The organism is Acidocella sp. KAb 2-4, from assembly GCF_020567705.1.
GTDB lineage: Bacteria > Pseudomonadota > Alphaproteobacteria > Acetobacterales > Acetobacteraceae > Acidocella.
Genome location: NZ_JAJDJU010000012.1, coordinates 1 through 22,365 on the forward strand (window position 1 = coordinate 1; position 22,365 = coordinate 22,365).

The 22,365-nt window shown below is 61.2% G+C and carries 17 protein-coding genes and 1 pseudogene; 5 read left to right on the top strand and 13 right to left on the bottom strand.

The window, feature by feature from the left end:
- Positions 1–211: 211 nt before the first annotated feature.
- On the bottom strand, positions 212–919 hold the full coding sequence (locus tag LI953_RS09340) for a response regulator transcription factor (RefSeq protein ID WP_227075806.1): 708 nt from the start codon (positions 917–919) through the stop codon (positions 212–214).
- Positions 916–1,278 (bottom strand): ATP-binding protein, encoded by a 363-nt coding sequence (locus tag LI953_RS09345; protein WP_227075807.1) that lies wholly within the window; start codon positions 1,276–1,278, stop codon positions 916–918. The genes LI953_RS09340 and LI953_RS09345 overlap by 4 nt, the downstream gene beginning before the upstream one ends.
- 139 nt (positions 1,279–1,417) lie before the next feature.
- Between LI953_RS09345 and LI953_RS09350 the strand changes: the two genes are divergently transcribed.
- Positions 1,418–1,606: a hypothetical protein gene (locus LI953_RS09350; RefSeq protein ID WP_227075808.1), complete on the top strand. Its 189-nt coding sequence runs from the start codon at positions 1,418–1,420 to the stop codon at positions 1,604–1,606.
- A complete protein-coding gene (locus tag LI953_RS09355) occupies positions 1,596–4,148 on the top strand; it encodes a cation-translocating P-type ATPase (protein WP_227075809.1) in 2,553 nt (850 codons plus the stop codon). Before LI953_RS09350 ends, LI953_RS09355 begins: the two co-directional genes overlap by 11 nt.
- 266 nt (positions 4,149–4,414) lie before the next feature.
- Here the strand turns inward: LI953_RS09355 and LI953_RS09360 are convergent, their stop codons facing one another.
- The 6 genes from LI953_RS09360 to kdpF are packed head-to-tail and all read right to left on the bottom strand — an operon-like array spanning position 4,415 to position 12,117.
- On the bottom strand, positions 4,415–5,092 hold the full coding sequence (locus LI953_RS09360) for a response regulator (protein WP_227075810.1): 678 nt from the start codon (positions 5,090–5,092) through the stop codon (positions 4,415–4,417).
- Positions 5,089–7,704, bottom strand: a complete 2,616-nt coding sequence (locus LI953_RS09365) for a sensor histidine kinase KdpD (RefSeq protein ID WP_227075811.1) — start codon at positions 7,702–7,704, stop codon at positions 5,089–5,091. Before LI953_RS09365 ends, LI953_RS09360 begins: the two co-directional genes overlap by 4 nt.
- 6 nt (positions 7,705–7,710) lie before the next feature.
- Entirely contained in the window at positions 7,711–8,286 is a 576-nt protein-coding gene (gene kdpC / locus LI953_RS09370; RefSeq protein WP_255643133.1) for a potassium-transporting ATPase subunit KdpC, read from the bottom strand.
- Positions 8,287–8,296: 10 nt separating this feature from the next.
- On the bottom strand, positions 8,297–10,330 hold the full coding sequence (gene kdpB, locus LI953_RS09375) for a potassium-transporting ATPase subunit KdpB (protein WP_227075812.1): 2,034 nt from the start codon (positions 10,328–10,330) through the stop codon (positions 8,297–8,299).
- A 1-nt stretch (position 10,331) separates the two neighbouring features.
- Positions 10,332–12,026 carry a potassium-transporting ATPase subunit KdpA gene (gene kdpA / locus LI953_RS09380; RefSeq protein WP_227075813.1) on the bottom strand — a complete coding sequence of 565 codons (1,695 nt, stop codon included), beginning with the start codon at positions 12,024–12,026 and terminating at the stop codon, positions 10,332–10,334.
- Between the two features lie 4 nt (positions 12,027–12,030).
- Positions 12,031–12,117: a K(+)-transporting ATPase subunit F gene (kdpF, locus tag LI953_RS15590; protein WP_227075883.1), complete on the bottom strand. Its 87-nt coding sequence runs from the start codon at positions 12,115–12,117 to the stop codon at positions 12,031–12,033.
- A gap of 1,291 nt (positions 12,118–13,408) precedes the next feature.
- Here kdpF and LI953_RS09390 point away from each other — a divergent pair.
- From LI953_RS09390 to LI953_RS09400, 3 genes and pseudogenes are all read left to right on the top strand, one after another.
- The gene (locus LI953_RS09390) at positions 13,409–14,578 is read left to right on the top strand and encodes an acyltransferase (protein ID WP_227075814.1); all 1,170 of its coding nucleotides are present in this window, start codon (positions 13,409–13,411) and stop codon (positions 14,576–14,578) included.
- A 309-nt stretch (positions 14,579–14,887) separates the two neighbouring features.
- Positions 14,888–16,486 carry a glycosyltransferase family 39 protein gene (locus tag LI953_RS09395; RefSeq protein WP_227075815.1) on the top strand — a complete coding sequence of 533 codons (1,599 nt, stop codon included), beginning with the start codon at positions 14,888–14,890 and terminating at the stop codon, positions 16,484–16,486.
- Positions 16,487–16,549: 63 nt separating this feature from the next.
- A pseudogene (locus LI953_RS09400) lies at positions 16,550–16,792 on the top strand (ISNCY family transposase); the annotation flags it as partial.
- A gap of 124 nt (positions 16,793–16,916) precedes the next feature.
- Here LI953_RS09400 and LI953_RS09405 read toward each other — a convergent pair.
- The 5 genes from LI953_RS09405 to LI953_RS09425 form a co-directional block, all read right to left on the bottom strand.
- The gene (locus tag LI953_RS09405) at positions 16,917–17,471 is read right to left on the bottom strand and encodes an SCO family protein (protein ID WP_227075816.1); all 555 of its coding nucleotides are present in this window, start codon (positions 17,469–17,471) and stop codon (positions 16,917–16,919) included.
- Positions 17,471–19,096 carry a methyl-accepting chemotaxis protein gene (locus LI953_RS15535; RefSeq protein ID WP_304505187.1) on the bottom strand — a complete coding sequence of 542 codons (1,626 nt, stop codon included), beginning with the start codon at positions 19,094–19,096 and terminating at the stop codon, positions 17,471–17,473. The genes LI953_RS09405 and LI953_RS15535 overlap by 1 nt, the downstream gene beginning before the upstream one ends.
- A complete protein-coding gene (locus LI953_RS09415; RefSeq protein ID WP_227075817.1) occupies positions 19,089–19,427 on the bottom strand; it encodes a hypothetical protein in 339 nt (112 codons plus the stop codon). Before LI953_RS09415 ends, LI953_RS15535 begins: the two co-directional genes overlap by 8 nt.
- Positions 19,428–19,691: 264 nt before the next feature.
- Positions 19,692–21,008 carry an MFS transporter gene (locus LI953_RS09420; RefSeq protein WP_227075818.1) on the bottom strand — a complete coding sequence of 439 codons (1,317 nt, stop codon included), beginning with the start codon at positions 21,006–21,008 and terminating at the stop codon, positions 19,692–19,694.
- A gap of 139 nt (positions 21,009–21,147) precedes the next feature.
- Positions 21,148–22,353, bottom strand: a complete 1,206-nt coding sequence (locus tag LI953_RS09425) for a 3-hydroxybenzoate 6-monooxygenase (protein WP_227075819.1) — start codon at positions 22,351–22,353, stop codon at positions 21,148–21,150.
- Positions 22,354–22,365: the final 12 nt, after the last annotated feature.

The window sequence follows — 22,365 nt, forward strand, 5'->3', positions numbered from 1 at the left end:
AGTTTGTCGACCGCGTCAAATACCGGTTCCCAGGCGCCACGGGGATCACCCTAAAAAATATTTCATCTTCGCCAATTAGCCTATCGGCTGTGACCATTTGACCAAGGGAAATTCCGGGAGGGGAGCGGTTCGGACAGTGCCGGCACCAAGAAAGCCGACGAAGGCCACGCCATTGGACAATCGCACGGCGGATTGAACGCCAAAATCCAGATCAGGCGTGCCGGTATGTCCTCTTCATTCGCGCGCTCTGCAATCTCCCATCCAGCCAAAACCATATTTCCCAAATTTGCTGTGGCCTCAGGGCGCGTTTAGCCCCCAGCTTACGATCCGCGTTCCATGCCCGGCGAGCCTTGAAGCCCAGATCAAACTCTGGTCCCCATAGGGCGGTCAGAAGCTGTCGGTGGGTCAGCACGCGGCCGCGGTTACGTGCCAGCAGAAGCAGGAGGGCGTGCTCTCTCTTTGTAAGCGGCAACACGATATTGCCGCGATGCGTGGCATTAGCCATGATGGTGAGGTTGGCCACGTGCAGTGTTTCGGATGGCGGTGCGGTAGCACCCGTGCGGCGCAAGGCTGTGCGGATACGCGCCAGCAGCTCGCCTAAGGCAAAGGGTTTTTCGACATAATCATCGGCACCGTTATCAAGCGCCGCAATCTTCTCGGCTTCACGGTCGCGGGCCGAGAGGATAATGACGGGCACAGGCGAGAAGGCGCGCAGACGGCGCAACACGTCTTGCCCGTCCATATCGGGCAGGCCAAGGTCCAACAACACTAAATCGGGGGCTTGGGCAGCGGCCTGGCGCAGCGCTTCGGCGGCATTATCCGCACGCAAAGGCTCGTAGCCCGCAGCGGTGAGGGCGGGAGCGAGGAAGCGGTGGATTTGCGGCTCATCGTCCACAACCAGGATACGGCCAGAGATCATGCGGCGGGAAGCTCCAAGATGATGATGGTGCCGGGCAGACCATCCGCCGGTAAATCCGGGCGCGGGCTTCGCGCCGAGATGCGCCCGCCCATGGCCTCTGTGAACGCCTTGGCGATGGCAAGGCCAAGCCCCGTGCCGGGCGCCACGCGGTCTCCCCGGCTGGCGCGGAAGAAGCTGTCGAACACCGCTTCCAACTCAGCCGGCGGTATGCCCACCCCCTCATCCGCCACACACAGCCGCACATTATTGCCCTGGCGTTGGGCGGAGATGCTGATGCGGCTGCCAGGCGGAGCATATTTTACCGCATTCTCCAGGAGATTCACCAACACCTGTTCCAGCAGCATGGGGTCGGCGCGCACATGGGTGGCATCGGCCGCGATGTTAAGGGCGGTGGAAAATGCCCCCGGCGTGCGGGCGATGGCGGAACAGTGAGATACGCCACAGAGCCTCCACCCTGCCGGGGTACATTTTATGGCGGGCAATTGCGCTATACCTATCGTGCAGGCCGACGCGACATCCCTGCCGCTGGTTCTGTCACTGCTATCGACCGTCGCGCTTAGTATCCTGTTTGGCCTATCTGCCGTGCTGCTGGCCACGCCGCTCGCCCTCTTCCTTCTGGTGGCGGTGGACCTGCTATACGTTGGTGGCGCAGCAAAAAGTGCGGAGGACTTGGTGAATGCCCGTTGATGCTTCAGAGCAAACCATACGACGTCAAGGTGTTTCAACCGCCGAAGCCGCGGCGCGGCTGGGGCGAGACGGCCCGAACGAGTTGCCCCAGGACCAGCGGCGGCGCCTGCCGCGTATCACTTGGGATGCGGTGCGTGAGCCGATGCTGCAGTTATTGCTGGCGGCGGGCTTCATCTACCTGCTTCTCGGCAACCTCGCCGAGGCGCTGATTCTGCTCGGTTTCGCCGTGCTCAATGTCGTCATGGTCGTGGTTCAGGAGACGCGCACGGAATCGGCGCTGGCGGCCTTGCGCGAATTGGCCAGCCCACAAGCCTTGGTCTGGCGTGACGGGAGCCAAAGGCGGATCGCCGCGCGGGACTTGGTGGTCGGTGATATTGTCTGCCTCGCCGAAGGCGAGCGTGTGCCGGCGGATTCCATGCTACTTGAGGCGACGAACCTGCAAGCGGATGAGGCGCTGCTGACCGGCGAATCCGTCCCGGTGCGCAAGCGGCCTGGCGCTGGACAAGCGGCGGAAGACCTGCCGGGCGGTGAGGATTCTCCCTTCGTCTGGGCGGGCAGCTTGATAACCAGCGGCACCGGCACCGCGAGGGTTACCGCCACGGGGCCGCGCACCGCCATCGGGCGGATCGGCAAGTCGCTGGGCAGCGTGGAAGCCGCGCCACCACCATTGCAAGTGCAGATGCGGAGTCTGGTCTGGCTGTTCGCAACTGCCGGCATCGGCTCTTCCTTGCTGCTGGCCGTGAGCTACGGCCTGCTACATGGCCAATGGCTGCAGGCGGTGCTGGCCGGCATCACCCTGGCCATGGCTACGCTGCCGGAGGAGTTTCCCCTCGTCCTCACCATCTTTCTGGTGCTTGGTGCTTGGCGCATGTCTCGTCAGCACGTGTTGGCCCGTCGCGCAGCCGCCATCGAGGCGCTGGGCACGGCCACACTGCTCTGCACCGACAAGACCGGCACGTTGACACAGAACCGCATGTCCGTGGCCCGGCTGGCGGTGGCGGGTGAAAGCTTGGCGGTAACGGAAACGACTGGTACGATACCGGAAGTATTCCATGAACTGGCCGAATTCTCGATCTTGGCCAGCCGTCCGGACCCGTTCGACCCAATGGAGCAGGCGTTCCACCGGCTGGGTAAGCAGGGGCTGGCCAACACGGAACACCTGCATGCAGACTGGGTATTGGAGCACGACTACCCGCTGACGCCGGACATGTTGGCCATGTCGCAGGTGTGGCGTGGGAGCGCAGGCGGTATTTATGTCATCGCGGCCAAAGGCGCGCCGGAGGCCGTTGCGGATCTTTGCCATCTGGATGATGCGGCGCTGGCAGCGCTCCGGCGAGACGTAATGGAAATGGCGTCGGCGGGCCTGCGCGTGCTGGCCGTGGCCAAGGGTGTCCATGCCGGGCCAGGCTGGCCCGAAAACCAGCACGATTTCAACTTTATTTTTCTGGGTTTGACCGGCCTTGCCGACCCATTGCGTCCCGGTGTGCCAGAGGCCGTCGCCGCCTGCCGTGGTGCGGGTATCGGCGTTGCCATGATCACCGGCGACCACCCCGTGACCGCACTGGCCATTGCTCGGCAGGCCGGCATTGATGCGGAACGCGTGCTGAGTGGGCAAGACATGGCCGCGATGGACGATCCCGGCTTGCAAAAAGTTATCTCAGACACGCGAGTCTTTGCGCGCATCATGCCAGAGCAGAAGCTGCGGCTGGTGCAGGCGTTCGCCGCCAATGGTGAGGTGGTGGCGATGACTGGCGACGGCGTCAACGATGCGCCCTCGCTCAAGGCGGCGCATATTGGCGTGGCCATGGGCGGGCGAGGTACGGACGTGGCGCGAGAGGCCGCCTCGCTGGTGCTGCTCGATGATGATTTCACCAGCCTCGTCGCGGCGATTCGGTTGGGGCGGCGGATCGACGCAAATCTGCGCAAGGCGTTTTCTTATATCCTCGCGGTGCATGTCCCTATTGCGGGCATGTCGCTGATCCCCGTGCTGCTTGGCTGGCCGCTTTTGCTGGGGCCGGTGCATGTCGTGTTCCTGGAGATGATCATCGATCCCGCCTCCTCGATCGTATTCGAGGCTGACGAGGCGAGTGTGGATATCATGTCGCGTCCACCGCGGTCACCCGGGATGCCTTTGTTCAGTCTCGGTCTGCTAGCGGGGGGGCTTTCGCAAGGCGTCACCGTGCTGGCCGCTTCTCTGCTGGTGTTCCTGCTGGGCACGCACACCGCCGGAGGCGAGAGCACGGGCCGCGCCATGGCGTTCATCGCGCTGGTGGTCGGAAATCTCGGGCTGGTGCTCAGCAATAAGATGTTGGATGGCCAGACTTTGGCCGCCTTAAGGCGGCCAAACAGGACGCTAATCGTCGTGAGCGTAGGGGCTGTTGGCGCACTCAGTCTCGCCCTCGCCGTGCCGGAACTGCGCCATTTGTTCGGCTTCTCGCCATTACCTTTGGGCGGTGTGGTCACTGCGATCATCGCCGGCTTGGCGAGTCTGGCAGTTAACGCGGCGGCCATTCGCGTGCAGCGACGCTTGTCCCGGTCCTGATCTGCCGCGGCTTCAACTTCTATTCGTCGTCCGCTTTGTCTGATGATTCCGGAGCAAGCCGCCCGCTGATTCCGAGATGATGTCACCCGGGGGAGCGGGAGGTGTGATGGCCTCTTCGCTGGCTGCATTCGGTTCGCCTCTTTGGCTTTTGCTGAGGAGGAGATTGATCCCAGCCCTCGCCTCGCTGGGCTGGCTGACCATGATCGGGATTGGCGGTCCTATTGCGGCCATCAAGGAGGGGTACTGGTCTCGTAGGGGATGAGGGGTCAGGCGTCGTCGAGAAGACGGTAGCCCACACCCGGCTCGGTGGTGATAAGTTTTGCGGCCTCCTCACCCAAATGCTTCCGGAGCTGACCGATATAGACACGCAAATATGCGACATCCTCGGTATGGGCCGGTCCCCATAGGGCGGTCAGAAGCTGTCGGTGGGTCAGCACGCGGCCGCGGTTACGTGCCAGCAGAAGCAGGAGGGCGTGCTCTCTCTTTGTAAGCGGCAACACGATATTGCCGCGATGCGTGGCATTAGCCATGATGGTGAGGTTGGCCACGTGCAGTGTTTCGGATGGCGGTGCGGTAGCACCCGTGCGGCGCAAGGCTGTGCGGATACGCGCCAGCAGCTCGCCTAAGGCAAAGGGTTTTTCGACATAATCATCGGCACCGTTATCAAGCGCCGCAATCTTCTCGGCTTCACGGTCGCGGGCCGAGAGGATAATGACGGGCACAGGCGAGAAGGCGCGCAGACGGCGCAACACGTCTTGCCCGTCCATATCGGGCAGGCCAAGGTCCAACAACACTAAATCGGGGGCTTGGGCAGCGGCCTGGCGCAGCGCTTCGGCGGCATTATCCGCACGCAAAGGCTCGTAGCCCGCAGCGGTGAGGGCGGGAGCGAGGAAGCGGTGGATTTGCGGCTCATCGTCCACAACCAGGATACGGCCAGAGATCATGCGGCGGGAAGCTCCAAGATGATGATGGTGCCGGGCAGACCATCCGCCGGTAAATCCGGGCGCGGGCTTCGCGCCGAGATGCGCCCGCCCATGGCCTCTGTGAACGCCTTGGCGATGGCAAGGCCAAGCCCCGTGCCGGGCGCCACGCGGTCTCCCCGGCTGGCGCGGAAGAAGCTGTCGAACACCGCTTCCAACTCAGCCGGCGGTATGCCCACCCCCTCATCCGCCACACACAGCCGCACATTATTGCCCTGGCGTTGGGCGGAGATGCTGATGCGGCTGCCGGGCGGAGCATATTTTACCGCATTCTCCAGGAGATTCACCAACACCTGTTCCAGCAGCATGGGGTCGGCACGCACATGGGTGGCATCGGGCGCGATGTTAAGGGCGGTGGAAAATGCCCCCGGCGTGCGGGCGATGGCGGCCTCGGTTAAGGCTTCCAGCGCCAGCCGCTCTCGCTTGATGTCCAGCGCGCCGGCTTCAACCCGCGCCATGTCGGTAATATTGGCGAGGAACTTGCCCATGCGGGCGGTGTCTTGCGTGATGGCGGCGAGCAGATCAGCGCGCGTGGCGGGGTCAAGCTGCTCGCCCATTGTAGAAAGCGTTTCGGCGGCGCCGCGTATGGCGGTGAGCGGGGTGCGCAGATCGTGGCTGAGTGAAGAGAGCAGGGCATTGCGAAGTTTTTGACTGTCCTCATGTGCTTCCGTGCGGGCCGTTTGCATGGCAAGCCGGGCCCGCTCCAAAGCCAGAGCGGTTTGGTCGGCCAATGTCGCCAGGGTTTGCACAATGGGCGCGGGCGGCGGCGCGGTGGCGCGGGCGCCGAGCACACCAGCCACAAGGCCATGGCTGTGGAGCGGCAAGAAGCGCCAGGGCACGGAAGGCAGGGTGGCGGTGCCTGTGCCGGTTTCCACATCGTGCGTAAGGCACCATTCGGCGGCGGCTTCGGCGGCTTCATCCAGTGCGGTGCCGGCGGGGCGGCTTGCTTCGGGCGTGAGCCGCCCGCTCTGGGCCAGTAATACGATACCCGCGCCGGTGATCGCGGCAGCCTCCTCGACGGCGGTGGCCATGACATCTGACAGCGTCACGGCGCGCGAGAGGCGCTGGCCGAATAGCGAGATACGCCGCAGTGCCTCCACCCGCGAGGCCGCGGTGGCGGCCTCCTGCCTGACGCGCCCAGCCAGCGTGCCCGTAACCAGCCCCACCAACAGGAATACGATAAGTGCCACCACATCACGCGGATCAGCCACGGAAAATGTATAAAGCGGCGGCAGGAAGAAGAAATTCCACAGAAAGAAGCCAATGATCGCGGTGAACAGGCCCGGGCCGCGCCCCTCGCGGCTGGCCGTGGCGGCGATAAGGCCGGTGAAGATAAGTCCCATGGCTTCCTGTGGCAGCACGCCCTTAAGCGCGGCGCCGCCGGTGGTGACGGCAGCCAGCAGGATCGCGGCCCAGAGATAAGGGCTCCAGTTGCGCCGTTGCGGAGTGGCAGGGCGAAGCGGGGCGGCGGCGGGCACGGGCACAAAATGCAGAGTAAAAGCCTGAGCCTGGCGGGTAAGCGCTTCGGAAAACCGCCGCCCTAGCCCGCGTCCGCGCCCGGTCCTGCCGACGACAATATGGGTGATGTTTTGCTCTGATGCGTAATCCAGCACGGCGCGGACCATGTCTGCGGCCGATTGCGTAACGACGCTGCCGCCAAGCTGAACAGTAAGGTCAAGCGCGGCCTGGACCTTGGCATTGTCCTCCGTGCGCTCGATATGGAAGCTGGTGAGCGGGGCGTGCAGGGCCTCGGCCAAGCGCGCAGCGTGGCGCACCACGTTGGCGGCGGCGTCATCCGCGCCGATGAGGGCCAGCACCTTTTCCGCCACGGGCCAGGGGCCGGGAATGGCGGAGGAGCGCATATAGCGGGTCACGTCCTTATCGATCCGCTGTGCCGCGCGGCGCAGCGCGATTTCACGCAAGGCGCCGAGATTGCCCTCGCGGAAGAACCCTTCCAGCGCGCGGGCGGCGACATCAGGGCGGTATACAAACCCTTCCTGCAACCGGGCGCGCAATTCGGCCGGCGGCAGGTCGATCAGCTCGATCTCATCCGCCATGTCCAGCACCGTGTCCGGCACTGTTTCCCCCACACGCACACCGGTTATGCGGGCAATCTGGTCGTTGAGGCTTTCCAGATGCTGGACATTCACGGTGGTCCATACATCGATGCCCGCCTCCAGAACATCCTGCACATCCTGCCAGCGTTTGGCGTGGCGCAAGCCTGGGGCATTGGTGTGGGCCAGCTCATCCACCAGCAGCAAGGCCGGGCGGCGCTTCAGCGCGGCCTCAAGGTCAAACTCCTCCAGCACCTGACCACGATAGGGCACGGTTAGGCGGGGGAGCTGCTCCAGCTCTCCAATGGCCTCCCGCGTGCCCGCGCGGCCATGGGTCTCTATCAGCCCCGCGACCACATCCATGCCTTTCTGGCGCTTGGCATGGGCGGCGGTGAGCATCTCCCAGGTTTTGCCAACGCCGGGAGCCGCGCCGAGGAAAATTTTCAGATGGCCGCGCCCGCTGCGCTGCGCCTCTGCGAGCAGCGCATCCGGGTCCGGGCGGCCATCATGCTGATTTGCCATGCGGCTTTATGAGACTGGCCGCTGGTCCAGCGCAAGGTTGAGTTTCAGTACGTTCACATGATCCGTGCCAATCATGCCAAGGAAGGCATGATGCGCCATGGCCTGCACCAGGGCGATGACCGTGCCGGCCGGAAGATGCCGTGCTTTGGCCACGGCGGGCGCTTGGCGGAGCGCATTTTCCAGCGAGATATCCGGGTCCAGCCCCGAGCCCGAGGCGGTAACGGCATCAGCCGGGACCGGACCAGGGCCATAGGCCTGCACATAGGCGGTCACGCGCTGCTGCACGCTGGCGAGAAGCGCCCTGCTAGTGGGCGCAAGGTTGGAGGCGCCGGATGTGGCTTGCGTATAGGGGGCGGGGCTGAGCGCCGAGGGGCGCGGAATAAAATATTGCACGCCGACGAAATTCTGCCCGATAAGTGCCGACCCAATGACTTGACCATCCTGCCTTACGAGTGAGCCATTGGCTTGCCAGGGCAGTACCGCCTGCATGGCGCCGGTAAAAATGCCGGGCAGGATAAGCCCTATGAGGAGGGTGAAAAGCACGACCAGGGAAAATGCCGGGCGGAGTTCGCGGAAGATCATGAAAGCACCGTTACGAGAAGATGTGGAACAGGCCGAGGACCATGTCGATGAGCTTGATGCCGACGAAAGGCGCGATAATGCCACCCAGCCCGTAAATAAGCAGATTGCGCTTGAGTAGAGCGGCGGCGCCAATGGCGCGGAATTTTACGCCACGTAGTGCCAGCGGCACAAGCACCACGATGATGAGCGCGTTAAAGATAACGGCGGAGAGAATGGCGCTCTCCGGCGTGTTGAGCTGCATGATGTTGAGCGCACCGAGCTGCGGATAAGTGGTGATGAAGATGGCCGGCAATATCGCGAAATATTTGGAGATATCGTTGGCGATGGAGAAGGTGGTGAGCGCGCCACGCGTGATCAGCAACTGTTTGCCAATTTCCACGATCTCAATCAACTTCGTCGGGTCGCTATCGAGATCAACCATATTGCCCGCCTCGCGCGCGGCCTGTGTGCCGGTTTGCATCGCCACGCCCACATCGGCCTGGGCCAGCGCGGGGGCGTCGTTCGTACCATCGCCGCACATGGCCACCAGCCGGCCTTCGCTTTGCACCTTTCTGATATAATCAAGCTTGTTCTGCGGATTGGCCTCGGCGATATAGTCATCCACACCGGCTTCCGCCGCGATGGTGGCGGCGGTGATGCGGTTATCGCCCGTGACCATGATGGTGCGGATGCCCATCGCACGCAGCGCGGCAAAACGTTCTTTTATGCCGGGCTTGACGATGTCTTTCAGCTCTATGGCGCCAAGTAGTTTGCCATCCGCGGTAACGGCAAGCGGCGTGGAGCCGGCACGGGCAATGCGGGCAATGCTTTCGGTAAAGGCAGGATCCGGCGCGACGCCAAGCGCGGCGAGGACCGAGTCCACAGCACCCTTGCGGTAGGATTTGCCACCCGTATCAATGCCCGACATGCGGGTATTGGCCGAGAAGGGAATGATGGCGGCATCATCCGGCGTAGCCAGGCTGATGCCGTAACGGTCCCGTGCGAAGGAGAGGATGGAACGGCCCTCCGGTGTATCGTCACCCAGGCTGGCCATGACACAGGCTTCCGCCAAAATGCGCTCATTCACGCTCGGTACGGGATAGAAGCCCGCGGCCATACGGTTGCCGAAGGTGATGGTGCCGGTCTTATCCAACAGCAATGCATCCACATCGCCCGCAGCCTCCACCGCGCGGCCAGAAGTGGCAACGACATTGAAGCGCACCAAGCGGTCCATGCCCGCAATGCCGATAGCCGAGAGCAGCCCGCCAATGGTGGTCGGGATGAGGCAGACCAGCAGCGCCGCCAACACGGGGATGGAAAAGCGTGTACCGGAATACTGGCCAAACCCGACCAGCGTGACCACGGCAATGACAAACACGATCGTGAGGCCCGCAAGCAAAATGTTAAGCGCGATCTCATTCGGCGTTTTGCGGCGTTCGGCGCCTTCCACCAGCGCGATCATGCGATCGAGAAAAGTGGCCCCCGCATCGGCGGTGATACGCACCACCAGCCAGTCGGACACCAGATGCGTGCCGCCGGTAACGGCGGAGCGGTCGCCCCCGGCCTCGCGCACCACGGGAGCGGATTCGCCCGTTACCGCGCTCTCATTCACGCTGGCCACGCCTTCTATCACCTCGCCATCCGAGGGGATGAGGTCGCCCGCTTCCACCAACACCACATCGTCGCATCTCAGGTCCGGCGCTGGGGTAGGTATGAATATCGCGCGGTCATGCGGGTCCATTAGCAATTTCGCCATCGTGTCGGACCGGGCGCGGCGAAGGCTCTCGGCACGGGCGCGACCACGGCCTTCCGCCACGGCCTCGGCAAAAGTGGCGAAGATGACGGTGAGCCACAACCAGATGGCGATGGTGATGGAGAACCCCGCCGGGCGGTGGGTGAGCAGCGCCTCGATACCCGTGGCGGCCACCAGGGCGGCAACGATTTCCGTTACAAAAATGACCGGATTTCGGGCCAGCGTGACCGGGTTCAGCTTTGCGAGTGACTCCAGCATGGCGCGGCGGATAATGCCGGCATCGAACAGGGATATGGTTTCAGCTTTTGACATTTCAGAAGCTCTTTCCAGCGTAAAGGAGAAAATGCTCGGCGATTGGCCCGAGCGTGTCAGCCGGCATGAATTGCAACCCGCCCAGGATGATGATGACGCCGATGAGCAGGAAGGTGAAAAGCGTGCCCGTGGTGGGGAAAGTTCCCGCGCTTTCCGCCAGCTTTGGCTTGGCGGCAAGAGATCCGGCAATGGCGAGAACAGGCACCATGAAGGCGAAACGGCCGAACAGCATAGCGGCGCCCAGCCCGTAATCCAGCAGCGGCGTATCCGCCGAGAGGCCCGCAAAGGCGGAGCCGTTATTCTCGGTGGCTGATGTCCAGCCATAAAGCATTTCCGAGAGACCGTGCGGGCCGCCATTCGCAAGCGAGGCAATACCCGAAGGCGTAACCAGCGAGAAACCAGCACCTACCAGGATGAAGAAGGTAAGGATGAGCACACCCAGCATGGCGAGCTTGATCTCTTTGGCCTGCACCTTCTTGCCCAAATATTCCGGCGTGCGCCCCACCATCAGGCCCGCGACAAACACGGAGAGTAGCGCAAAGACGATGATGGTGTAGAAGCCCGAACCCACGCCACCCGGCGTAACCTCACCAAGCTGCATCAGGAATAGCGGCACGGCGCCGCCTAGGGGCGTATAACTGTCAGTAAAGCTGTCCACCGCACCGGTGGAGGTGCCGGTGGCGGAGACATTGAAGGTCGTGCTTGCAGGAATTCCGAAGCGTATCTCCTTGCCTTCCCAATTACCGCTAGCCTGCACACCCGCGGCAATCTGCTGCGGGTTACCCGCCGCCTCCGCCGCGTAGGCGCCCACGCAACCAAGCACGAGGATGATGGCCATGGCGGCCATCAACGTGCGTCCCTGCGGCTTGTCCTTCACCATGTGGCCAAAGGCGATCGGCAACGCGAAACCAATGACGAGCAGCAGCCAGTTTTCAAGTAAATTCGTCCAGGCGTTAGGATTCTCGAACGGATGCGCGGAGTTGGCATTGAAGAATCCCCCGCCATTGGTACCGAATTCCTTGATGGCCTCTTGGAACGCGACTGGCCCAATGGCCAACGGCTGCGCGCCCGATTGCAACGTGTGCAGCTGCACGGCCTGTGCGAAGGTTTGTGGCGCGCCCGCCATCACCAACAACGTGGCGGCAATCAGCGCTCCAGGGATAAGCAGATACAGCGTGATGCGCGTGAGGTCGGTGTAGAAATTGCCAAGCGTCTTCAACCCGCTGCCGGTAAAGGCGCGCATAACGGCCGCTGCGGCAGCAATACCAGCAGCGGCGGAGAGGAACATATGCACGCACAGGCCCAGCATCTGCGCGCCATTAGAAATCTGTTGCTCCGGTACATAAGCCTGCCAGTTTGTGTTTGTGGTGAAGCTGGCCGCCGTGTTGAAAGCCAGGCGCGGGGACATGCCCGCGATATGCAGCGGGTTAAAGGGCAGATAATATTGCAGCCGTAAAATGGCGTAGAGCATCCCGAAATGGATGACGCTGAGCAGCAATAGGGCGATGGCATAGGATTGCCAGCCCATTTGGCGCCCCGCGTCAATGCCGGCTAGGCGGTAGAAGCACATTTCCACCTGGCGCAACCAAACTATTCGGCCTTCGAAAATGGCGGCCATATAGCGGCCAAGCGGAAAGGCAGCACCCAGCACAAGCGCGAAAAGCAGGGCGATATAGAGGAGACCATGTATTGTCATGGGATTAGAAATCCTCAGGCCGCAGCAAGGCCAAAACGAGATAAACGAGAAGCAGAACGGAAATCACGCCACCGGCGATGAGATCGGGCATCACACGCGCTCGCAGGCCGGAACGTAGAGAAGCAGCAGAACGAAAATGATAGCACCCGCAGATATGGAAACGAGATCACCCATGACAGGCTCCTTTCAGCCTGTTGGTGTGCGCCCGGCCGCATAAAATTCATATGTGAAACATCTATCCACTGTATAAAGGCGGCATAAAGTTTGGTGGCTTCTGGACAACGAGGGAGAGTAATTGTTGCCCTTAATAATGGTGGCAACAACTTGCGGCTGCTAGGCCGGTAGCTACGACCGCTCACGGGAGAGGTCCCCGCGGCTGGGAAAGACCATAAAGAGCACGAGGTGGCTGCTGTCCCGCAGTTGAGTCGGGAAAGCTGCCAATCCGCAAAAGCCTCGGGGAAAAAGCAGTCCCCCGACCAGAAATAGCCTATGCTTTTAGCGCCACATGCTGCGCATACGCGCGGCGACATCGACCCATGGGCGCCGACTCTCAGTCTGCCCGTGTGCGGTTACGCCCCTCCCAGCTCGCGTTTCTGGGAGTCGTTTTTGATTGCCTTCTCCGCAACCAAGTGGACGCCGCCTTCGCAGAATATGCCAGGATGGCCCCGGCGACCGTGTTGCTGGCCTGCACGCTGCGATCAACCAGAAGTTTCCCGCTGTTCAATCACCTCAGCCACTTCAACGGCCATCTCCCTCGCCACGCCCTTCTCCAACAAGCCAAGTGCGATTGACCGCAGTCAATGAAAGCTCAATATTATTTACTTATCAAAGCTCTGATTTACCGCGAAATTACCCACGATATACCGCGTGGGAGAGTTGAAAAACGCGGTTAGCGTGGCAGATGGTTGAAGTGAACAGCACCCACGACGGAAGCTGACTGAGGACCACATTTCGCTTTTCCGGGGGCGCGCCGGACACGCCAACCCCAGAATATGGCGATGGCCAGCCGCCTCGGGCTTGCCGCTGCGGCGGCCATGTAAGCTCGCATGCGCATATTCCACCGCCCGGCGGATCTACCCACCACCGGGTATCAACCTCCTATTCGTGATGAATGGAAGGTACCCGCCGTGCGCACCCGCTCAGCGCGGCTCCGTGTCGCAACCCACCACACGCCGCGCCCGCCGCGCCCTGGCCTGCGGGGTCACCAACGCAAGCGTCCCACCTCCGCCAGGGTGTGGCCGGGCACCAACTGGGCCGCGCCATTTTTGGTCCGGACCGAAAGACATACACACCGTATCTTCGCACCCAAAAAGATGACTTCTCATCACACCTACATTTCAGTTAGTGCAATAATAAGCTAGCCCTCCTTACGCAATCCTCAAATGGGTGACGTTGTGACAATACGATCCATTGCCACAAGGATTGAAGAGACTTCCGGCCACGCTTCTGGTTTCGATTACATGCGCCTTGCGTTAGCGAGCGCAATTCTGTTGATTCATACGGCTTTAGTTTGCCACGGCCTGCCGGCTGACGAAGCAATTTATACAGGGCCTGCACGACCTCTGGCGCGGCTCATCTTACCGGCTTTCTTTGCTTTGAGCGGTTTTCTCGTTGCTGGCAGCCTCCAGCGCTCAAGAACCCCCGTCATGTTCCTCGGGTTACGTGCGCTGCGAATCATTCCCGGCCTTGCCGGGCTCACTGTCTTTAGTGCCTTCATCCTCGGCCCATTGGTCACTGATCTGCCTCTCCGAGATTATTTCGGTAGCGCCGCGCTGCGTCATTACCTACTCACCGCAATCGGGGATGTACAATTCTATTTACCAGGGACATTCCAGGACAATCCGCTGCCTGAAGTTGTAAACGGGCAGCTTTGGACAATCCCGTTCGAACTATATTCTTATATCGTAATTTCTGTGCTGGCGCTGCTAGGTCTCCACCGCTATCACATACTCGCACCACTATCCGTGGTCACACTTACTTTAGTCTATCTCTTTGTCACGCTGGCACGACATCATTGGGTCGTGATGTTCGTCCCTGGCTCAATCAATGGCGCGCTGCTCATCGCCACCTCGCTGGCGGGCGTCAGCCTGTATCTATATCGTGATCTGGTGCCGTGGAGTTTCTCTCTGTTCCTCGGCGCGTTTTTGCTTGCTTGCGTTAGCGTCTCGTACTTGCCATTTGGAGACTTTTTAGCTCCTTTCCCCGCTGCCTACGCCACGATTTATCTTGGCTTACTAAATCCAGACCGGAGATTTCTGCATGGTGCTGATTATTCGTATGGTGTATATCTGTATGGGTTCAGTGTACAGCAGGCCATGGTCCACGCCCTTACCATTGCCCACGAAGAGATAATGATCGCGACACTCAGCGTGCCGATGGTTTTATGTATAGCCGGATTATCCTGGTATCTGATTGAGAAACCAGCACATAAGTTGCGACATATTCTGAAAAAAATTGAATATATCTGGCTTTTTTCTAAAGCCTCATATCCCATACAAGGCACTGCTCTGTTGCGTCCACCCGACGATCCATCCTTTCAACGACGAGATTGAGCCAGTTATGACATCAATATAATTACATGCGCCCCCTAAAGGAGATGATTTTACTGCAATAACCGAATATGAACATCGAGTCGGATTATCGAATACGCAGGCCAAACAGCAGAAATTTTTGCGATCACCCTATCGAGGACAAGCTGAAGCATGCACAGTTCGACCCCCTCACGCCGCTTGTATGCCAAAGGCGCTTTCTTCATCAAAATCTGGCTAAATAAATCAATCGCAAGGCAAACAATCTTCCATCACTGAAAGCTTAACCATCAAGATCATTCACGGCAATCTCGTTATTGCGGAGATGTGTCCATGGTGCAGGTTGCGGCAGGCGGCAAAAGTTCCGTCATAGAGGGGTCGGTTAACCCCAATCTTATACCCCTCTGGGCGTATGACTTTACGGTCATGGCCCTTTTTCTGTTGACGGCATTCATAACAAGACTGCCAACCTTCCTGCGCAGCGTAATGGATTGGGATGAGAGTCTTTACTTTTTGATGGCGCAACAATGGTTCGCTGGCCACCTTCCATATACAACCCTATGGGACAATAAGCCTATTGGCATCTATACGATATTTTTAGCTTTTCAATGGATTTTCGGACGTAACGTGCTTTCAATACGAATCGCGACTGTCATCTTCGTGGCCGTCACAGCGTTCATCGTTTTTAAGCTGGTGCAAGTAATAGGCGCACGCGAACGGCACGGAGTTAATAAGGCTGCTCTAGCTGCGGGAGTGGCCTATCTCATTTGCTCCGTAAGCAATGACGGACTGGCCGCGAATACAGAATTATTCATGATTGCCTTCACATGCAGCGCGGCGTGGTGCGCGTTGTCAATCAAGTTCTGTGCACAGCGCCCCGCACTGAAAGGGTTTTGCACCGGGTTGCTGTTAGGAATTGCCTTCATGACTAAATATGTCATGGTGTTTGAAGTACCCGCAGTGGTATTCGGCTTGCTATTTGTAAGCCTCGTTGTACCAAAAAAAGCAATAAGGCGTACATGCCTTGCAGGCTTCGCCGGCGGCGCAATCCCTTTGCTGCTTACCGCGCTTTCATACCTGCACGCGGGTGAGTTTCATAACTGGGCCAATGCTAGCATTCTAGCAAATTTCCGGCGCGAAGGGGTGGCATTTCAACCGCTCACCACCGCACTCCTTGTGCGCCTGGCAAAATGGCTGCCGCTTTACACCGCCGCTCTGGTGGTCTTCGTCAGCACGCTTCGCCGACCTCAGCCGGATTTCCCGATGTTCCTCACCCTTTGGTTATTGGGGGGCGCATTGGGGGTAATCTCAGCCAAATCATTCTACTCTCATTATTTCTTGCAACTTTTACCGCCGTTATGCGTTAGTCTTGGTTGGGTGTTACTGCGGGATTTTTCTGCATTGTGTAACTGGCCAACTATTGCGGGAATATTGTTCATCCCCATAGCCAGCGCGCTGATCACGCTGGGCATTGCACTCGCTCCGGTAATGACAATCCAAGACGGAGCGCGGTTCCATCAAGACACACCGGCGTTAATCGCCGCTGATCTTATCAACACACCTCAAGAAACAGGTCTGAAACTCTATGTCTTCGATTATGAACCGATAATCTACGCACTCGCCGACACTAAGCTGCCAACAAGATATGCCTATCCTGCCTTCGTTACCACCTGTATTTTATCGCATATCGCGAAAGTACAACCACAGAGTGAGTTGAGACACATCCTTTCGAAGTTACCACAATTCATCGTGATGGGACGCAAGCCGGTAACAGACTTGCCTGTTGACCCGGCAGTATACGCAGATATGCGCAACGCGCTCACAGCCCGCTACGTTACATGGAAGCACTATGGCGACGCGACCGTGTACCAACTACGTCCCGCCCCACTGGCGCCACTGCCGCCAGAAGTTTCGGGTGGTTGCAAGAACTAGGAGCGTGTCACGGCATTCATTACAGCGTCCTTTGGCCGAGGCTGCTGGGCGCTGGGGGTAAGCGCGCTCGGGCGCAGCGTTTCGATCAGGGCGTTCGACGATTGGGATGATCCGGCACCGGGCCATATCGCGGCCGACCTGGTGTCGCACAATGGGCCTATGGCGAAGGGAAGCTTTGAATAGACATTAACGCTGAGCGACATCGCGACCGGCGGGACCGAGTGTGCGCCGCTGTTGGTGCGCTAGCAGGCGGCGCTTGTCGCCGTGCTCGCCGAGTTGCGCGAGCTGATGCCGTTTACGCTGTTGGCCGCTCCGCACTTGGCTTGGGCGCCCGATCGCTGAAGCCGGTTTCCACACGGCCGGCCGCTTGGCGTGTGACCGGCCTACCGGCCGGCACACCATGCTCACCCTCGCTTCTCGCACGGGGCGTTCACGGTGCCGCTTGAGCAGCTCGCGAGGCATGGTAGCGCCCGAGCGCCTGCCGCAGCGCCGCCATCGATTCCCCGTCGGGCAACACCCCAGCCAGCCCACCTTGCGGCCCCAGCACATAGATCAGCGCGCTGTGCCGCAACGGTCCGGCGGGGCCTTGCGGCCAGCGCGCATAAACGTGGAACGCCGCCACCGCCGCGCTCACCTGCGCCGCGCTGCCACCCAACCCCTCGATGCGCGGCGAAAATAGCGCGGCGTAGCGTGACACAGTTTGCGGGCTGTCATGCGCGGGGTCGAGCGTGATAAATACTGCGGCAAAGCTCTCGCCGCCAGGGTCAACAGCGCTCATCGCCTGGGCGAGGCGGTAGAGCGTGGCGGGGCATATATCAGGGCAGCGCGTATAGCCGAAGAATACCAGCAGATAGCGCCCGCGGAATTGCGCCGGCGTCACCACCTGCCCGGCCCCGTTACGGAGCGAAAAGCTGAACTCGGGCACCGCCGCCCGGGCGAGCCCAGGCCATAAGGCCGCGCCCAGCACCGCCCGACGGCGGAGCATCAGGCGCCCTCCAGTTCCGGGGCGCGCGCCGGCCGATGCGGGGAGGCAGTCGCGCGGATGGCTGCGCCTTCCACCTCAAAACGCCGGCCCAGCGTCATCATCTGCTCAGCCTCGGCCAGCAGGCTGGTGGCTGCCGCGCTGGTCTGCTCGACCATGGCGGCATTGTGCTGGGTTACACGGTCCATCTCCGCAACAGTGTCGTTCACCTGGGTCAGCGACGCCGATTGCTGCCGCGCCGTATCGCTGACAGCGCGCACCACGCTGTCGATCTCTTCAACCTGCGCGGCCAGCTTCGACAGCACCTCCCCGGTCCGGCCGACGCAATCCACGCCCGCCCTCACCTGGGTTTCGGAGGTCGCGATCAAACCACGGATTTCCTTGGCCGCATCCGCCGTACGTTGCGCCAGCGCGCGCACTTCCGTAGCGACCACGGCGAAGCCGCGCCCCGCATCACCCGCGCGCGCCGCTTCCACCCCCGCGTTCAGTGCCAGCAGATTGGTTTGGAAGGCGATGTCGTTGATCACGCCGATGATCCGCGCGATCTGCTGAGAGGAGCCGTTGATCCGGTCCATCGCCTCCACGGCCTCGCGCACCACGGCGCCGGAGGTTTCGGTAATATGCCGCGCGGCGCCGACCACGTTGCGCGCCCGGGTCATATCGTCCACGGTGCTCCGTAGCGCCGCGGTCACTTCACCCAGCGCGGCGGAGGTCTCCTCCAGCGAGGCCGCCTGATGCTCGGTCCGCCGCGCCAGATCCTCGACCGCTCCAGAGATCTCCGCGGCGCCGTTCTGCACCGCGCCCGCGCTGGACAACAAAATGCGGATGGCGTCGCGCAACTGCCTGACGGCGGCGTTGAAATCCTCGCGCAACACGTCGTACTCAGCCCCGAAACTCTCGTTCAGACTCTGGTTCAGCACGCCATCGGCCAGGTGGGAGAGCGCGGCGGCAAGCGCGTTGACCACCCTTTGCAGCCGCTTGGCGCCCTGCTCCTTGGCCCGCATGGCCGCGGCCTGCTCTGCCTCGCGGGCGGCACGTTCGGTCTGGGCATCACGCTGCGCCATCTCGGCCTGCCGGGTTGCCGCCATCGCCTGGTCAAGATGCCGCCCGGCCTCCCGGAACAGCCGCACCACCGCATCCGCCATCCACACCAGCGCCATCGCCTCGGCCACCAGAATGACGGCGTGCAGCAGCACGCGCGAGAGATCCGCGCCATCGGGGAAGACCAGCGTGGGGGCAAGATAGTTGAGCGACAAGTGATGCACCGCCACCACGGCGGCGCCGAGGACGACGACGTCGCGGTCGCAATACGCCGCCAGCATGGCGAGCGCCGCGAAGTAATACATGTGCAGATCAATCTGCATCACACTGCCGCGCGCCGCGGCCACCATGACCGAGACCAGGGCCACGAAGGCGACCGCGATCGTCAGCCGCGACGATTTGCCGCGCGGCGCCAGCGCCCAGGCGGCATGCGCCGCCGCGGCGAGCAACGCGCCAAGCAGCAGCGGCGTCACCCAGCCCGCCCTAGCGACGTAACCGGTAACGCCCGCCAGCGCGGCGTTGAGCCACAGCCACGCCACCATCAGGCGGCTGACGCTGGCACGCAAATCCTCAAGCTTCTCATTCATTTTGCACCTCCTGAACGGACACGGCGCCGCAACCACCCAGATGGCGCGGATCGAGGACCGTCCACGCGCCCGTGGCGCCCGGTGGCACGCCTCCCGGCTGCGGGGCGAGAATGACAATGTCTGGAAACAGGCCGAAGCGGATCACCTGGCCCGCGGGCGCCGCCGCCATGAACACGCGCGCCGCGCTCCACCACGGCGGAAACAGCAGCGCCACAACATTGCTGCCCGGGGTGGGTTGCAGCGCGAGCCACGCGCAAGCCAGCGCCGAGACCAGCATCAGCCCCAGCGGCGGCAGCCAGACAGACCAGCGAGGAGCGGCAGAACCAATCATTCCAGCGCCAGCATTACCGCCTTGGCGTTTACAGCTGTTTAATCAGGCGGCGGATTTAAGGACTTCGCCCGCCGACGCCCCGCGGCGAGCGCCGCTGGCACGGAGATGGGGATGAGCCGCATCGTCGCTCCAGACCGGCTAGAGGGGGGCGTGGCGAGTTGCCCGGAGTCTGTCACCAGCCCGGCGCTCACACGCTCTGGTCGGCCTCGACCAGAGCGCGGCATTCCTTGCCGGCCTCCTGCACCATCACCGGGGACATGATCGTCAGCGCCCCCGCATCGCGCGGTACTTGCCAAAGATCATCATGATCGCGCCCCCGATGAGGGCCGGGAATCCCACAACGACGAACATGGCCGACATAGGCAGCTTCATGGCGATCAACGCGCCGCCGCTCATCGAGCCCACGACCGAGCCAATACGCCCGACGCCGTTGGCCCAGCTGACGCCGGTGGCGCGGCAATCCGTCGGGTAAAAACTCGCGGCCAGCGCGTTGGCGCCCACCTGAGAGCCGGAGATGCAGAACCCAGCCAGAAGCACGACGGCGGCAAGGGCCAAAATCGACGTAGTCAAGCTTCCGATTGCCGCGATAAAGATCGCCGCGGTGGCATAACAAGCCGCCAGCACATATTGCGGGTTAAACCGATCCATCAGCCAGCCGAGGGCGATTGCGCCCAAGGTACCACCAACCTGGAACATCGCGGTAATCAGCGATGCGGTCGCCAGCGTGGTTCCGGTGCTTTTAATCAGGGTCGGCAACCAGCTCGACAGCAGGTAGATGACCAGCAGGCTGCAGAAAAACGCCAGCCACAGCAGCAATGTGCCAACAACAAGTTCCGGTTTGAACAGATACCCAACGGGCAATCCATGTGCCGTGCCTTCACTCACCACAAACCGCGCGTTTGTGTAGTCCTCGTTTGCATTGATGCGCCGCAGGATGTTGGCGACGCGGGCTGCGGCCCTCTCCCGGAGGACCAGGAAGCGTGCCGATTCCGGCAGAAACCGGATCAGGAATGGCACCAGCGAGATCGGCAGAATGCCGCCAAGCAACAACACAGACCGCCAACCAAAGGCGCCGACCATATGCGCCGAGGCGATGCCGCCCAGCGCGGAACCAATGGTAAAGCCACAAAACATTCCCGTCACGAGAAACAGTCGATGCCTCTCTGGACAATATTCCGATGTCAGCGTGATCGCATTCGGCATCGCACCGCCGATGCCAACGCCGGTAAGAAAACGGAGCAGGACGAGCGGCATCAGCGATGGCGCTTGCGCTGCCACGAGACTGGCCACGCCAAAAAACAGCACACAGGTGATCAACGAAATTTTGCGGCCAAACCGGTCAGACACCGGACCGAACACAAACGCCCCCGCCATCAGGCCCAGCAAGCCCGCGCCAAATAGCGGCGCCATTTCCGGCACCGAGAGCCCCCACTCTTGACGGATCGCCGGCGCCAGAAAGCCGATAGAGGCGGTATCGAACCCGTCAATGGCGACGATTAAAAAGCAAAGGCTCGCGACCACGATTTGAAATATTGTCAAACCATGCCGGTCTATGACCTCGGATACATTGACGGTTCTCATATTTCCTCACTTTTTATGATGTTTAATTATTTCAGGTGATCCAGCTCCACCCGCGCAGGCGCGAGTAGCCCCATCTCACAATGAGGGTCTTTCGGCGGGCAAAGACGGTATGGTCAGAACAGGCTTGCCAGCGCCGCCGTCAAACCACGTCGCTCAGCGCATCCTCGGCACGCCAGCCATATAGCCATTGGAGCGCATCGTAGAATTGTTCGCGCGTGCGGCCCACCCACAGGGCGTTGCGGACCAAGCGCTCGACCCCCTTGGCATGATAGATGCGCCCCATCTCCCGCGCAGAAAAAAGAACACGCGCGGACCGTGGAATGCGCACGCGTTCATAAATCTTGAACGCCTCCACAAAATCATTCCCGGTGACGCGCAACGCCTCGCCCAATACGACCGCGTCTTCAAGCGCCTGGCACGCGCCCTGCGCCAGATATTGCGTCATCGGATGAGCGGCGTCACCCAGGATCGTGGTGCGGCCAAAGCTCCACTGCTCCACCGGGTCACGGTCGGCGGTCGCCCAGCGGCGCCAGGAAGACGGACGATCCAGCATCTGGCGCGGCACCGGATGGACGCCGTCAAAATAGGAGAGCACTTCCTCCTTGCTGCCATCTGTAACGCCCCACTCCTCCTTTTGGCGGCTATGGAAGGTCACGACAAGATTATACTGCCGACCGCCGCGCAGCGGGTAATGCACCAGATGGCAGTGCGGCCCAGCCCAGACGACAGGCGAGTTGATCTGCAATTCCTTCGGCATGTTCTCCGTTTCGACCACGGCACGGTAAACGACATGGCCGGTCACCCTCGCCTCATCGCCAATCAACGCCGCGCGGACAACGGATTTCACTCCATCAGCGCCGATCAAAGCGTCAGCCGTGAAGCGCTCCCCGCGCTGATCGATAACGGTGACACTATTGGTCTCCTGCTCAAGCCATTGCACATGCGTGCTGGTCCGAAACTTGATCAGAGGATTGTTCAGCACCGCTTCAAAAATGGACAGATGAATATCCGCGCGATGAATCACACCATACGGATTACCAAAGCGCTTCTGATAGGCCTCTCCCGTTTCAACACGCACAATCTGCTTGGCATCCACCGCATCCATCAGCGTCAGCGACTCCGTGAATACCGTCCGGCTGCGTGCGGCCTCGCCAGCACCGAGCGCATCCAGCGCGTTAAACGCGTTGGCACCCAACTGGATACCGGCGCCGATCTCGCCGATCTTGTCGGCCTGTTCAAGAAGCAGAACTTCGATATTTTGCTGCGCGACCGCCAGTGCGGCCGCCAAGCCACCTATACCACCGCCGACGATGATCACACGGCGCTTGGACGCGTTGTTGCTCATGCTTGGACCTTA

Excerpts from the sequence above, each read along its gene's own strand:
- LI953_RS09340 (WP_227075806.1), bottom strand. The coding sequence starts at position 919 with ATGATCTCTGGCCGTATCCTGGTTGTGGACGATGAGCCGCAAATCCAC.
- LI953_RS09355 (WP_227075809.1), top strand. The coding sequence starts at position 1,596 with ATGCCCGTTGATGCTTCAGAGCAAACCATACGACGTCAAGGTGTTTCA.
- LI953_RS09360 (WP_227075810.1), bottom strand. The coding sequence starts at position 5,092 with ATGATCTCTGGCCGTATCCTGGTTGTGGACGATGAGCCGCAAATCCAC.
- LI953_RS09365 (WP_227075811.1), bottom strand. The coding sequence starts at position 7,704 with ATGGCAAATCAGCATGATGGCCGCCCGGACCCGGATGCGCTGCTCGCA.
- kdpC (WP_255643133.1), bottom strand. The coding sequence starts at position 8,286 with ATGATCTTCCGCGAACTCCGCCCGGCATTTTCCCTGGTCGTGCTTTTC.
- kdpB (WP_227075812.1), bottom strand. The coding sequence starts at position 10,330 with ATGTCAAAAGCTGAAACCATATCCCTGTTCGATGCCGGCATTATCCGC.
- kdpA (WP_227075813.1), bottom strand. The coding sequence starts at position 12,026 with ATGACAATACATGGTCTCCTCTATATCGCCCTGCTTTTCGCGCTTGTG.
- kdpF (WP_227075883.1), bottom strand. The coding sequence starts at position 12,117 with ATGCCCGATCTCATCGCCGGTGGCGTGATTTCCGTTCTGCTTCTCGTT.
- LI953_RS09390 (WP_227075814.1), top strand. The coding sequence starts at position 13,409 with ATGGGTGACGTTGTGACAATACGATCCATTGCCACAAGGATTGAAGAG.
- LI953_RS09395 (WP_227075815.1), top strand. The coding sequence starts at position 14,888 with ATGGTGCAGGTTGCGGCAGGCGGCAAAAGTTCCGTCATAGAGGGGTCG.
- LI953_RS09405 (WP_227075816.1), bottom strand. The coding sequence starts at position 17,471 with ATGCTCCGCCGTCGGGCGGTGCTGGGCGCGGCCTTATGGCCTGGGCTC.
- LI953_RS15535 (WP_304505187.1), bottom strand. The coding sequence starts at position 19,096 with ATGAATGAGAAGCTTGAGGATTTGCGTGCCAGCGTCAGCCGCCTGATG.
- LI953_RS09415 (WP_227075817.1), bottom strand. The coding sequence starts at position 19,427 with ATGATTGGTTCTGCCGCTCCTCGCTGGTCTGTCTGGCTGCCGCCGCTG.
- LI953_RS09420 (WP_227075818.1), bottom strand. The coding sequence starts at position 21,008 with ATGAGAACCGTCAATGTATCCGAGGTCATAGACCGGCATGGTTTGACA.
- LI953_RS09425 (WP_227075819.1), bottom strand. The coding sequence starts at position 22,353 with ATGAGCAACAACGCGTCCAAGCGCCGTGTGATCATCGTCGGCGGTGGT.